The sequence below is a fragment of the Bacillus sp. JJ1532 genome, from assembly GCF_036965085.1.
Classification (GTDB): domain Bacteria; phylum Bacillota; class Bacilli; order Bacillales; family Cytobacillaceae; genus Cytobacillus.
Window position 1 is genome coordinate 106951 of record NZ_JBALOW010000016.1, and the last position, 13823, is coordinate 120773.

Consider the following 13823-nt stretch of genomic DNA (forward strand, 5'->3'; position numbering starts at 1 on the left):
TAAATATTTTTTTATTTAGGGGAAAGTGATCTTCCCCTAAATAATATATGCTTCAATTACATCTTACGTTAGTAAAAACTTTTGTGATAATCCATTAATTTCTCCAAGCTTTAAATCATAAACACTCAGACAAATTTCATCTTTTTCAATGTCCATAATAACATATGTTTTCTCTTTTCGTCCTCTTGGCTGCCGAATGCTTCCTGGATTGATATAAAGAATATCATCAATCATTTCTGCCCCTAGATTATGGGAGTGGCCAAAACAAACAATCTTGGCACCGACTTCCTTAGCACGCAAGCTTAGATTTAATAAGGTTGATTTTACAGCATAGCGATGGCCATGGGTAATGAAAACCTTATGACCACCTAAATCCTCTACAAGTTCCTCCGGAAATGAGTTATCAACATCACAATTTCCACGCACTACAGTAAAAGACTCTAAGCACGGGTGATCCGACTTTAATTCAGAATCCCCGCAATGTATCAGTTTATCTATTTCCATTGAATTCTCTTTTATTTCCGCTAATTCATCCGTCAAACCATGGCTATCACTGACAATCAAAATTCTCATGGATTACCTGCCTTCCGAGAGAAGGGCAGGGAGCTTGCTTTCTAATTTTCTTAAGGCCTGTGCCCTATGGCTAATTTCCGCCTTTTCTTCTGGTTTTAATTCTGCCATGGCTTTCTCGTTGTCCACTACAAAGAATATTGGATCATATCCAAAACCATTTGAGCCCCTTTTTTCTCGCAAGATCAATCCTTCACACGTACCGGAAACAGTAAATGTTTCAAGGCCTGGAACAGCAACAGCCAATGCACAGTAAAACCTAGCCTGTCGGTCTTTATCAGGTATATCATTTAATTCATCTAGCACTTTCGCCATATTGGCTTCATCGCTTTTTTCTTCTCCAGCATAACGAGCAGAGTAAATACCTGGCCGGCCGTTTAGCGCATCGATAGAAAGGCCGGAATCATCTGCAATCACGATTTTATTTAGTGCCTTTGAGACACTTTCTGCTTTTAAAATCGCGTTCTCTTCAAAGGTACTCCCAGTCTCTTCAATGTCATCTATCTCCGGATAGTCTATTAAGGTTTTAACTTTATAGCCAAGCGGCATGAACATGCGCTCAAACTCTTTTGCTTTTCCTGCATTCTTTGTAGCAATAATCACTTCTTGCATTCTACGCCTTCCCCTCTAAACTTTCTTTTCTTGCATTAATTTTACTCGTTATTGCTTCACCAAGTGCCTCTTTCTGCATTTCAAAAAGGGAGGCCATTCCGTTTTGGGCCGCTTTTAATAGCTCCTGGAGCTCGGTGTATGAAAAGGTAGCTTCTTCTCCTGTTCCTTGTAACTCAACATAATCCCCATTGCCTATCATGACCACATTCATATCAACAAGAGCTTTAGAATCTTCTATATAATTTAAATCTACGACAACTTGTTTATTTTCTAATATTCCTACACTTGTTGCAGCTAAAAAGTCTTTGATTGGGTAGCTTGCTAGCTTTTTGCTTTTTGCAATTTTATCTAAAGCCAATGCCATGGCAACGAATGCCCCTGTTATGGAGGCAGTCCGCGTGCCTCCATCCGCTTGGATCACATCACAATCCAGCCAGATTGTTCTCTCTCCGATTGCCTCAAGATCAACAACGGCACGAAGAGCACGTCCAATTAATCTCTGAATTTCCATTGTTCGTCCAGAAATTTTCCCCTTCGCCGCTTCACGAATATTCCGTTGTTCGGTCGCTCTAGGAAGCATGGAATATTCAGCTGTAATCCATCCTTTTCCTTCTCCCCTCATAAAATGAGGAACCCGTTCATCTATACTGGCAGTACAAATAACTTTTGTATCTCCAACGCTTATTAACACAGATCCTTCAGGATGCTTTAAATAATCCGTTTCAATATGTATAAGTCTTAATTGCTGTTGTTCCCTTCCGTCAGCACGCATAAGTTAAATTCCTCCCTTATTCCAAAAACAATAAAGAAGAGGGGGCGTCCATTGCCTCCTCTTTCATTGTCTTTATATAGTATATCAAAAAACTTTTTTTAAAAACTACCTGTGTTTACTTTTTGCGGACGTGTAACAGGCTCTGCCATTTTTTCTCCTTCTTCATTGACAAAATCTGACTTGCCATTAACAGTGATCGCAACACTTTCTATTCCTTTTTGTTCAGTTAATGAAAGAACAAGCGCTTCTAATAAATGCTTGGAAACAATTTTCTCTTCAAAACTGCTGTATACAGACTCATTAAAATTAAGGGTCACTTTTCCATTTTCAATTTTTGGATCATCCAAAAGCTTAACATCTGCTACGAAGTCACTTTCAAGGTTTGAGGAAATGCCAGGACCTTTAACTAACTCGTTTACAACAGCTCGCAAATTGTTAGGCTCAGTATTCGTTACTCTCTTAGTTACTGGAACATAATAGTAAGAGTCTGCCTCTCCACCAATATAGTAGACAGTAACAGGCTTCGTATTGCGAATATCAAGGATATCTGAAGTATCGAGATTAATACCATTTGATCTGCTATATGCTTCACCGATAGGAGTGCCATTTACAGGCATTTCATTAAGCTCATGACCGTTTAATTTAAACTTTACTTTATCGATCGACTCAAATTGAGTTAATGTCCATGTGATAGATTGAAGGATATTCAATTCCTCCTCAGCCTGATATTCCCTAAATTCTTTAGAGAAGTTGACTGTTGCCACCTTATCTTTAATATCAACAGATAATTTCGTATCAACAGGCAGAACAGCCATGAAGCCATTAGGCAGCATTTCTGTTACTGGACCATCCTTTACTAAATGTTCCAAAGCTTGAGTTGCGACTGATTCTGTTTTCGGCAGATTTAAAGTTTGAGGGACTACTAATCCATCTTTATTAATTAAATAAAGCTCCGTTTGCACAGTGTTTGTAACAGCTTCATCATTTCCTGCAGTTTCCATTCCCGCATCCTCTTGACCTTCAACAGCCGTTTGATCTTCTTCGTAGGCAACTGATTTCGGCGGATCAATTTGTTCTTTTCCGCTCCCACCAAATAACCCGCAACCTGATAAAAACACCGATGACGCAAAGACAGCCGAAACGATCGTTGTTTTTTTATTTATAAACATATAATCCCTCCAAAGAACAGTTTGTACTAACATGTATACGAGCCTATTTGTAATTTAGACCGGCTAGATGAAAAAAAATTCGGCTTTTTTTGTAGAACTGTCTTTGGATGGGCCATACGAATTTGTTTATTGGCAATTAACTACTTAAGTGTATTCATTTTTCGCTAAGACTGCTTTAATAGTAAAATAATCAATATTAGAGTCGAGTTCATCTTTAATTGGTTTCAGTTTTTCCCTTCCTACTCTTTTTACAGCCTCCATAATGATTTGTTCTGTCTCTTCATTAAAAATATCAGACCATTGCAACGCATTTCCTTCTTGAACAGCACGAATGATATGGTTCTGAATGGTAATCGCTGAAAATTTACGCTTTTTGGCAATTTCATCGATCGTTATCCCTTCCGAATAATATTGGTAGGATAATAAATAGCTAGGCGCATCGTTTATCTCCTTATCGTCTGAACGTGGTTCTACCTGCTGAATAGCAACAGCGTTAATATTGTGATCATTGATGAATTTCTTAATTTCTTCAATGAATAATTCACCATATCTATCATACTTTACTTGCCCTACACCCTTTATTCTTAGCATTGCCTCCCGATCAATCGGAAAATACTGGCTCATTTCTTTTAGAGTAGTATCTGCAAAGACCACATAAGGAGGAACCTTTTCCTGATCCGCAATCGATTTTCGCAAAGTCCGCAGTTCTGAAAATAAATCACTATTTTCTTCTGCTTCCTTTATAGGGGCTTGAATTGTCTTTTTCATATAAACATTTTCTTGTTTCTTTATTACTGGTACGACCCTCTCAGCAAGTCTGACTACCGGAAATTTACTATCTGTTAATGTTAAATATCCTTCAGCCAGTAAATAATTGATGATGTCCGAAATTTCTTTTTCCTTATAATTTTGAAGCAAACCATATGTGGTTAATTTATCAAACTGAAATTCGCGAATCCTTTTGTTTTGGGAACCTTTTAATACTTGTGCAGTTAAGGTGACACCAAATCGTTCTCCCATTCTTTTAATACAGGAGAATATCATGAGCGCCTCCTCCGTTATTTCGATCTGCTCCCGCTTATCCAAACAATTACTGCATTTTCCACAGCCTGCATTCTCATATTGCGAATCAAAATATTCGATAATATAAGCTTGCAGACATTTTTCAGTATGACAGTAGTGGATCATTTGTTTTAATTTATTATATTCTTGCTCTCTTTTCTGGAAATCAAGGTTGGATTCCTCAATAAGAAACTTTTGCAGCTGAATATCCTGCGGTGAAAATAATAAATAACAAGAGCTTTCGTCTCCATCCCTTCCTGCTCGGCCAGCTTCCTGATAATAAGCTTCGATATTACGCGGGAGGTTATAATGGATAACAAAACGAACATTGGATTTATCAATTCCCATTCCAAATGCATTAGTCGCGATCATAATATCAGCTTCATCAAAAACAAAGTGGTTTTGTGACTCCTTACGTGCATCCTCCCCCATTCCTGCATGATACTTAGCAACAGAATGGTTCTTTTCCTTTAAGTAGCTGTAAAGCTGATCAGTTTCTTTCCGGCTTGATGTATAGATAATCCCTGATTCTCTAGGATGATTCTTCAAATATTGTGTAATAAATTCTCTTTTGTTAACACCCTTCATCACGTTAAAAGCAAGATTTTCCCTTGCAAAACCCGTAATGAAGCTATCAGATTCGTGAATATGTAAGAGATTCCGAATATCATCCGCAACATCCTTTGTGGCTGTTGCTGTTAATGCTGCAACTACGGGTTCTTGATTAAGTCTGCCCAAATGATTAATGATGGAACGATAGCTTGGTCTGAAATCATGGCCCCATTGGGAAATACAATGGGCCTCATCAAATACAATCATAGATATTTGTAGAGAATTGAGCATGTCTATAAAGCTGTCTGATTCAAAACGTTCTGGAGCAACATAAATTAATTTATACTTCCCGGCAAGGATATCAGCCATTCTTTTTTTATATTCCTGCATATTAAGGGAGCTATTAATAAATGTGGCTCGAATTTCTGCAGTGATTAATGAATCAACTTGATCTTTCATTAAGGAAATTAATGGAGAGATGACAATGGCTGTTCCTGGGAGAATGAGTGCGGGAATCTGAAAGCAGAGGGATTTGCCTCCTCCAGTTGGAAGGATGCCGAGCGTATTTTTATGCTGCAGCAAATTGTGGATAATTTCCTTTTGCCCGGAACGAAATGTGGAATATCCAAAGTATTGCTTTAAATAAGTTTCTGCCTGTGCGTACAAAATATATCACCTTATTCTATTATATTTGATATAATCTTATCATTTTTCTCATAGACTTGGAAATGAATTGCTAATGCGGACGCAAAAGCCATTATTAGCATAAAACAACGGTTATTTAGGATCTAATCGGACACAGAATACGTTATATACGAAAATAAGCATAAAAATCACTGTTTTTTTACATAATGAAGGAACCAATGTCCGCAAACATAAAAAATCAACCCATTTTGCATCAAATAACGGAACTGGTGACCGCTATGCTCAGATAATCCTATCCAATACAAAAACCTCCCTAAAGGAGGTCTATAACTTAACTTTTTTTACATTTTGAACTGGTACAGCCAACCATTCGGAAGCAATTTTTGTGAAAATATCTGTCGATCCTGTTGTGTAAAAATGATGTTTTGGCTCGTCCTGACAGCTATTTAATAAGCCTTGATGATAAAGAATCGTACTAACCTCTCTTGCTGTTTCGTCTCCTGAACTAATAACGCCGACTTGTTTCCCTACTGCCTTTTGTATTAACGGCTCAAGCAATGGATAATGTGTACAACCTAATATTAGTGTATCCATTCCTTTATTTCTTAATGGCTGCAACGTTTCAGTTACGATCCTCTCAGCTAAAAGACCCTCAAATTCCCCACTTTCCACGAGGGGGACAAATTTAGGACAGGCTAGGCTATGAATCACTACCCGGCTATTAATTTGCCTTAAGGCCATTTCATATGCGCCGCTCTTTATCGTTCCTTCTGTGCCTATGACACCAATCGTTTTATTTTTTGTTTTCTTTATCGCTGCTCTTGCTCCTGGAGATATCACTCCAATTACCGGTATAGGCAGCGAACTTCTGATTTCATCTAGTGCAACGGCTGTTGCAGTGTTACAGGCAATAATTAGCATTTTGATTTGTTTGTTTAAAAGAAACCTCGTTATTTCCCAAGTAAATGCTTTAACTTCTTCACCTGGCCTTGGTCCATATGGACATCGTGCCGTATCCCCCAAATATATAATTTCCTCATTTGGGAGCTGCCTCATTACTTCCTTCACTACAGTCAAGCCTCCGACACCTGAATCAATAATACCTATCGGATTTTCCAATCGAACCGCCTCATTCTTCGCGCATATCTTGATGTAATCTTGTTAAGTTATTTTTTAGGAGCTGAACCTCTTCATCGGTGAAATTAACGAGTACCTCTTTTAAATATAATTGCCGCTTTTTAATACACTCGTCAATAATCCTTTCCCCTTCTTCCAAAAGATGGATTCGAACAACTCTTCGGTCATTAGGGTCTTTAACCCGTTTAACAAGGTTGTTTTTTTCCATACGATCAACAAGATCTGTCGTTGTGCTAAAGGCAAGATACATTTTATTCGACAGCTCTCCAATTGTCATATCTCCCTCTTCAAAAAGCCATTGGAGGGCAACAAATTGGGGTGGAGTAATTTTGTAATTGCTTAATATTTCACGGCCCTTTTGCTTAATAATGCCTGATATATAGCGCAGCTCTTTTTCTATCATAGCTACTGTATCTATTTCATCAACTGCTTTCACATCTTCTAAATCCATTACATACAACTCCTATATTGCTATTTCTATTCCAACAAGTGATATAATCCACAAGCTCTATTGCATTTATTTTCACCTTTTTTCAGCTAAATTTCAAGGCTGAATTAAATATAGAAGCGTATATTAAATATAATTTACTTATTAAATAATATAAACCGGCATCCAATAATGGATGGCCGGTCTTAATTAAAGTTCTAGCTCTCCCATTCGAAGGAGCTCTACAACAGCTTGTGATCGCCCCTTAACACCAAGCTTTTGCATGGCATTCGAAATGTGGTTCCGAACCGTCTTTTCGCTTATAAACAATTCACCAGCGATTTCTCTAGTTGTTTTATCCTGTACTAACAGTTCGAATACTTCTCTTTCTCGTTTGGTGAGTAACGGCTTATGAGTAAATTCGTTCTCCTTCAAGTATTGTAACCCTCCTTGCCTTTCGCCAGCTATGAACCGCGGGATGGGTATATATTTAGTCACAATATCTTATGTAAGGCAGAGGACTTGAGTGACACCAATTCCTTAGTGGAGAAGATTTTATTTTAAAAAAGTTATTAAAATTAATTAGTAAGCTTCGTGACATGATTTTGAAGCAAAGTTTTCATTTCTTCAGTCCATGGATAGCCTTTTCCTGTTTTCTTCGAAATTTGAACCATTGTCCCTCTGCCCGTAAAGCAGACGGATCCATCCTCTTTTTTCCCCATATAGTGAAGATCTACTGAAGTTGTACCGATCGTTGCTGCCTTCACATATATTTTTAAACGTTCATCAAAGAAAACCTGCTTTAAAAAATCGCATTGCAAATCAGCTACAACGGGAATGGTTTCATTTTTTGGATTTACCCAATTCTGCATAAAGCCGATGCTTTTGAAAAATTCAATTCTTGCTACTTCAAAATAAGTAAAGGGAACTGTATTATTTAAATGACCGAACATATCTGTTTCTGAAAAACGGACCTTAACAGGATGAAAAAATTCAAAACCTTCTTCCCAAGCAGAAAAATCCTTTATATAGCCTATTCTGTTCATGTAATCTCCCCCACTCTAATCAAAAGTGAATAATCATTCATTTATTCTACAATTATATAACTATTAGAATAAATTGAAAACAAAAAACCCCTCTTCCAAGTGGAAGAAGGGCTTTCGTTTATTAAACTTGATCGCTTCCAAAGAAGTTTTTGAAAGATTGTAATGTAGCTGCACGGTTTACAGCAGCGATTGATGTTGTAATAGGAATTCCTTTTGGACATGATTGCACACAGTTTTGTGAATTTCCACAGCCTGTCATTCCGCCATCTTCCATAAACGCATTTAAACGCTCAGCTTTATTCATTTCCCCAGTTGGATGGGCATTAAATAAGCGAACTTGGTTAAAGACAGCCGGTCCCATAAAGTTTGTTTTGCTATTTACATTCGGACAAGCTTCTAAACATACACCACATGTCATACATTTAGATAACTCGTATGCCCATTGACGTTTTGGTTCCGGCATACGTGGTCCTGGACCAAGATCATACGTACCGTCAATTGGAATCCACGCTTTAACCTTTTTCAATGAATCAAACATCCGGCTTCTATCTACTTGTAAGTCTCTTACAACAGGGAACGTACGCATAGGAGCTAAACGGATTGGCTGCTCTAATTGGTCAACTAGCGCCGAACAAGATTGGCGTGGTTTTCCATTAATAATCATTGAACAGGCACCGCAAACTTCCTCAAGACAGTTCATATCCCATGCTATTGGTGTTGTTTTGTCACCTTTCACATTAACAGGGTTACGGCGTATTTCCATGAGTGCTGAAATAACGTTTAAGTTCGGACGGTACTCCACTTCAAACTCTTCATCATAAGGTGCAGAATCTGGACTGTCTTGACGAGTTATAATAAAGCGAATTGTTTTTTTGTCACTCATCACTTACTCTCCCCTTCTCTTAATGTTTTTTTGTATAGTCACGTTTACGTGGTTCAATTAATGAAATATCAACTTCCTCGTAATGGAAGGCAGGAGCAGTATCTTCTCCAGTGTATTTTGCCATTGTTGTCTTTAAGAATTCTTCATCATTACGATTAGGGAATTCTGGCTTGTAATGAGCCCCACGGCTTTCATTACGGTTATATGCACCAATTGTAATAACACGAGATAAGTGAAGCATATTTTTTAGTTGACGAGTAAATGCAGCCCCTTGGTTGCTCCATTTTGCTGTATCGTTAATATTAATGTTTTTGAAACGTTCCATTAACTCTACAATTTTCTCATCCGTTTTCAATAGCTTGCTGTTTTCACGAACAACTGTCACGTTATCAGTCATCCACTCACCAAGTTCTTTATGAAGAACATAAGCGTTTTCAGTTCCATCTAAAGACAAGATGCCATTCCATTTTGCTTCCTCTTCTTTAACATGACGATCAAATACAGAAGAAGAAATAGAATCAACGCTTTTCTCAAGACCATCAATATATTTAACCGCATTTGGTCCAGCAACCATCCCACCGTAAATAGCTGAAAGTAAGGAGTTTGCACCTAAACGGTTTGCACCGTGCTGTGAATAATCACACTCACCTGCTGCAAATAAGCCAGGAATGCTCGTTTGCTGTTCATAGTCCACCCATAGTCCACCCATTGAATAGTGAACGGCAGGGAAGATCTTCATTGGAACTTTGCGTGGATCATCACCCATGAACTTCTCGTAAATTTCGATGATTCCGCCAAGTTTAATATCAAGCTCATGCGCATCTTTATGAGAAAGATCCAGATACACCATGTTTTCTCCATTAATACCTAGTTTTTGATTGACACATACATCAAAAATTTCACGTGTTGCAATATCACGCGGTACTAGGTTCCCATATGCAGGATATTTCTCTTCAAGGAAATACCAAGGCTTACCATCCTTATAAGTCCAAACACGTCCGCCTTCACCACGTGCAGATTCACTCATAAGACGAAGCTTATCGTCTCCAGGGATTGCAGTTGGATGAATTTGAATAAATTCACCATTCGCATAATAAGCCCCTTGCTGATAAACAATAGAAGCAGCTGATCCTGTATTGATCACTGAGTTTGTTGATTTACCAAAAATAATTCCAGGGCCGCCTGTAGCCATAATAACGGCATCTGCAGCAAATGTTTGGATTTCACCAGAAGTTAAATTCTGTGCTGAAATTCCACGGCAAACTCCATCATCATCAATAACGGCACCTAAGAATTCCCAGCCTTCGTATTTCGTAACAAGTCCTACAACCTCTTGTCGGCGTACTTGTTCATCTAAGGCATATAAAAGTTGCTGACCTGTTGTAGCTCCAGCAAATGCAGTACGGTGATGCTGTGTTCCACCAAAGCGGCGGAAATCGAGTAAACCTTCAGGTGTACGATTAAACATAACACCCATACGGTCGAATAAATGGATAATTCCAGGTGCTGCTTCACACATTGCTTTAACTGGCGGCTGGTTTGCTAAAAAGTCTCCGCCGTAAATAGTGTCATCAAAGTGGATATATGGTGAATCTCCTTCACCCTTTGTATTAACAGCTCCGTTAATGCCGCCTTGGGCACAAACAGAGTGAGAACGTTTAACCGGTACTAAGGAAAATAACTCAACCGGAGTCCCTGATTCTGCAACTTTAATTGTTGCCATTAAGCCGGCTAGACCGCCGCCGACAACGATTACCTTACCTTTAGCCATAGTGACTCACTCCCTATTACATAGTAAAACTAAAGCAAAATTTCATCCGAACATTTTCTACTTCTTATTAAACAAATGCTGTAATCGCACGAATACCGACAATTGATAATAAAATAAAGATAACAATTGTAACGTATGTTGTTATTAATTGTGAACGAGGTGAAATTGTAATCCCCCAGCTTACACAGAAAGACCATAATCCATTAGAGAAGTGGAAGATTGTTGAAATAACGCCTACTATATAAAACCAGAACATAAATGGATTCGAAAGAATATTCTCCATCATTTGGAAATTAACATCTGCGCCAAATGCAGCTTGTACACGAGTCTCCCATACATGCCATGCAATGAAAATAAGTGTAATAACACCAGACACACGTTGCAGCATGAACATCCAGTTACGGAAGAATCCATATTTGCTTACATTGTTTTTTGCTGTAAAAGCAATATAAAGCCCATAGATGGCATGAAATAATAAAGGCAAGAAAATAATAAAGGTTTCTAAAATAATTCTAAACGGCAGATTTTCCATAAAACCTGCTGCCTTATTAAAAGACTCCTCTCCCCCTGTTGCAAAATGATTGACTACTAGATGCTGAACTAAAAATAGTCCTACTGGTATAACACCTAGCAATGAATGCAATCTGCGATTTAAAAACTCTCGATTACCCGCCATGATTTACCCCCCTATTTTTTTGCAAGATGTAAGGTGTCGTTACTTCGTATGTAAGAATTTCACCAAAACATCAATTCGAAAATGGCATATCATTTTCTTACAATTATGTGACATGTCCATTTTACTCCCAACATCCTAGAGCGTCAAGGAAACGATTACATAAAATGTTGTAAATATCAAAATCATAAAAATATATTAATATTACGTATTTTGACCTATTTAACCATATTTATTAAGTGATAGCCCGTTTGGTTTAATATATTAAAAAAGTATTAATCTTCCACTGCAAAACAGCCAGCTTTTTCATCATTCTATAACTAAATTCCTTCTCATTTGTATATAATAGAAGAATAATAGAAAGAGGGGATCTTAGCTTGAACGAAACAGCTTCAGAATTAATTCCAATTGAACAAAAAACCGAATCCATTTCTGTCTTTGGATACGAATTGATAAGGGAAGTTCTTTTACACGACATATTAGGCGATGATGCGCCTGAAATATTATATTGGGCTGGAAAAACCCTTGCACGTAAATATCCTCAAAAGACAGTGTCCGAAATAATTGATTTCTTCGAGCAAGCTTCATGGGGAAACCTAGTCCTTAAGAAAGAATCAAAAAATGAGATGGAATTTGAACTTTCAAGTTCTTTCATACAAGAGCGCTGTAAAAATAATAATCGATGCACTTTTCAGCTTGAGGCAGGGTTTATTGCTCAGCAAATTGAACTGCAATCTGAAGTAATTTGCGAATCGTATGAACATCCTAATAAAAGAAAAGGAAAAATTCAGTTTACAGTTAAATGGGATAAAAAGGACAAAATCGAATATTAACTTCTGACGAAAAAGAGGCTTTCGGTACAATGAAAGCCTCTTTCTTAATATTAAGATTTAATCGATATACCTGATAAATGAAAGGCTTCGTGAAGGGCCTCAACAGCCTGTACCATTTTTTCTTGTCCAATAACCGTTGAAACCTTAATTTCTGATGTACTCACCATCTTTACTTCGATATCATTGGAGGCCAGCACTTCAAACATCTCAGCTGCTACCCCTGGATTTGAAACCATTCCTGAACCAATAATCGAAACTTTGGCAAGACCCGTCTCAGATTCAATACGGCTATAGTTTAATTTATTCTTACAGTTTTCTAGAACCTTTATGGTGTCATCAAGATCTTCATTTTTAATCGAGAAGGATAGATTAGCTGATTGTTCTGCTAATGTACTTTGAATAATAATATCAACATTAATATGATTTTTTGCTAATTCAGAGAAGACTGTGGATAACCCAATTAAGGAGTTCGGCAACCCAATAACAGTGACTCTTGTGATTTCGTTTTCAAATGCTATTCCCCGGACAACTAAATTCTCTTCCATGTTTACTTCCTCCTCGATTATAGTCCCTGATTCACTTTCACTGCTTGAACGCACTTCAATTGGGATTTGATAGTTTTTTGCAAATTCTACTGCTCTAGGATGCAATACGCCAGCACCTAAATGAGCAAGCTCAAGCATTTCATCATAGGAAACCGCTAATAATTTTCTTGCGTCTTTAACATAGCGCGGATCTGTTGTATACACTCCTGTCACGTCTGTATAAATATCACATTTATCCGCTTTTAAAGCAGCGGCTATTGCGACTGCCGTCGTATCTGAGCCCCCACGACCCAATGTTGAAATGGATCCGTCTTCCGTTATGCCTTGGAACCCCGCAACAATTACAATCCTCCCTTCGTTAAGCTCACTTTTCAGCTTAGAAGTATCTATATCCAATATTCTTGCATTTCCGTGTACTGATTCTGTTTTTATTCCTGCCTGCCAGCCTGTTAAGGATACGGCTGGAAATCCCTTTTCTGTTAAGGCCATTGCTAATAAAGAAATCGTCACCTGTTCACCTGTAGTTAAAAGCATGTCCATTTCTCTTTTGCTTGGAGAGGAGGAAATTTCCTTTGCCAGACTGACAAGTTGATCGGTAGATTTCCCCATTGCAGAAACAACCACAACGACATCATTGCCCTTATTCTTTTCTTCGATTACCCGATTGGCGACATTTCGAATTTTTTCTACATTAGCAACAGATGTTCCACCAAACTTTTGAATGATAAGTCCCATGTTTTTCCCTCTTTCTTAATGTAAAAATTGTTGATTGGAAGCCGTCTCTTAAATTGCATTATAAAATATGCCGGAAATACCCGATTGATTGGATTTCTGCATAAAAAAAAGCAATGAGATTCTATCTCATTGCTGTGTTTTATAAACGTATAAAAAATACGATTTACACAGTGAGATAGCTCTCCAAGACGGCTTTGTCTTGACAATCTTACATTTATTCAATGCAAGACCAGCGAAAAAAGTTATGAGACTTTATCCACTTCGGCAAACATTCCCTTTCAAAGCTTTTCATTGAAGCTCATACTTCTCCAAGCTTTTACTAATGAAGTTCGCACCTCTACCTTCACTTTAATACTATAAAGTGATATTGAATTTTCAGTAATTATAGCAT

The 13823-nt window shown here is 37.8% G+C and carries 14 protein-coding genes and 1 riboswitch; of the genes, 1 reads left to right on the forward strand and 13 read right to left on the reverse strand.

Annotation, left to right across the window (positions count from 1 at the left end; all coding sequences use genetic code 11):
- Window positions 1-63: 63 nt before the first annotated feature.
- From V7122_RS07485 to V7122_RS07540, 12 genes are all read right to left on the reverse strand, one after another.
- Window positions 64-573 carry a metallophosphoesterase family protein gene (locus V7122_RS07485; RefSeq protein WP_335345215.1) on the reverse strand — a complete coding sequence of 170 codons (510 nt, stop codon included), beginning with the start codon at window positions 571-573 and terminating at the stop codon, window positions 64-66.
- Between the two features lie 3 nt (window positions 574-576).
- On the reverse strand, window positions 577-1182 hold the full coding sequence (locus tag V7122_RS07490) for an XTP/dITP diphosphatase (RefSeq protein ID WP_335526185.1): 606 nt from the start codon (window positions 1180-1182) through the stop codon (window positions 577-579).
- Between the two features lies 1 nt (window position 1183).
- A complete protein-coding gene (rph, locus tag V7122_RS07495; RefSeq protein ID WP_335526187.1) occupies window positions 1184-1954 on the reverse strand; it encodes a ribonuclease PH in 771 nt (256 codons plus the stop codon).
- Between the two features lie 98 nt (window positions 1955-2052).
- Window positions 2053-3123 carry a GerMN domain-containing protein gene (locus V7122_RS07500; protein ID WP_335526189.1) on the reverse strand — a complete coding sequence of 357 codons (1071 nt, stop codon included), beginning with the start codon at window positions 3121-3123 and terminating at the stop codon, window positions 2053-2055.
- 144 nt (window positions 3124-3267) lie between these two features.
- Window positions 3268-5403 (reverse strand): DNA helicase RecQ, encoded by a 2136-nt coding sequence (gene recQ, locus V7122_RS07505; protein ID WP_335489184.1) that lies wholly within the window; start codon window positions 5401-5403, stop codon window positions 3268-3270.
- A gap of 303 nt (window positions 5404-5706) precedes the next feature.
- Window positions 5707-6501, reverse strand: coding sequence for a glutamate racemase (gene racE, locus V7122_RS07510; RefSeq protein WP_335345220.1), 795 nt, complete (start codon window positions 6499-6501; stop codon window positions 5707-5709).
- 10 nt (window positions 6502-6511) lie between these two features.
- Window positions 6512-6970: a MarR family winged helix-turn-helix transcriptional regulator gene (locus V7122_RS07515; protein WP_335345221.1), complete on the reverse strand. Its 459-nt coding sequence runs from the start codon at window positions 6968-6970 to the stop codon at window positions 6512-6514.
- A 186-nt stretch (window positions 6971-7156) separates the two neighbouring features.
- Window positions 7157-7381 (reverse strand): helix-turn-helix domain-containing protein, encoded by a 225-nt coding sequence (locus tag V7122_RS07520; RefSeq protein WP_057771856.1) that lies wholly within the window; start codon window positions 7379-7381, stop codon window positions 7157-7159.
- Between the two features lie 143 nt (window positions 7382-7524).
- Window positions 7525-7992, reverse strand: a complete 468-nt coding sequence (locus tag V7122_RS07525; RefSeq protein ID WP_335489187.1) for an acyl-CoA thioesterase — start codon at window positions 7990-7992, stop codon at window positions 7525-7527.
- Window positions 7993-8113: 121 nt separating this feature from the next.
- Window positions 8114-8875 (reverse strand): succinate dehydrogenase iron-sulfur subunit, encoded by a 762-nt coding sequence (gene sdhB / locus V7122_RS07530; protein WP_335345223.1) that lies wholly within the window; start codon window positions 8873-8875, stop codon window positions 8114-8116.
- Between the two features lie 19 nt (window positions 8876-8894).
- A complete protein-coding gene (sdhA, locus tag V7122_RS07535; protein ID WP_335345224.1) occupies window positions 8895-10646 on the reverse strand; it encodes a succinate dehydrogenase flavoprotein subunit in 1752 nt (583 codons plus the stop codon).
- Window positions 10647-10713: 67 nt separating this feature from the next.
- Window positions 10714-11322, reverse strand: a complete 609-nt coding sequence (locus tag V7122_RS07540) for a succinate dehydrogenase cytochrome b558 subunit (protein ID WP_335345225.1) — start codon at window positions 11320-11322, stop codon at window positions 10714-10716.
- Window positions 11323-11696: 374 nt separating this feature from the next.
- Between V7122_RS07540 and V7122_RS07545 the strand changes: the two genes are divergently transcribed.
- Window positions 11697-12152 (forward strand): YslB family protein, encoded by a 456-nt coding sequence (locus tag V7122_RS07545; protein WP_335526191.1) that lies wholly within the window; start codon window positions 11697-11699, stop codon window positions 12150-12152.
- 50 nt (window positions 12153-12202) lie between these two features.
- On the opposite strand, the gene V7122_RS07550 is transcribed toward V7122_RS07545, so the two are convergent.
- Window positions 12203-13432 (reverse strand): aspartate kinase, encoded by a 1230-nt coding sequence (locus V7122_RS07550; RefSeq protein ID WP_335526193.1) that lies wholly within the window; start codon window positions 13430-13432, stop codon window positions 12203-12205.
- 168 nt (window positions 13433-13600) lie between these two features.
- Window positions 13601-13780: riboswitch (Lysine riboswitch) on the reverse strand.
- Window positions 13781-13823: the final 43 nt, after the last annotated feature.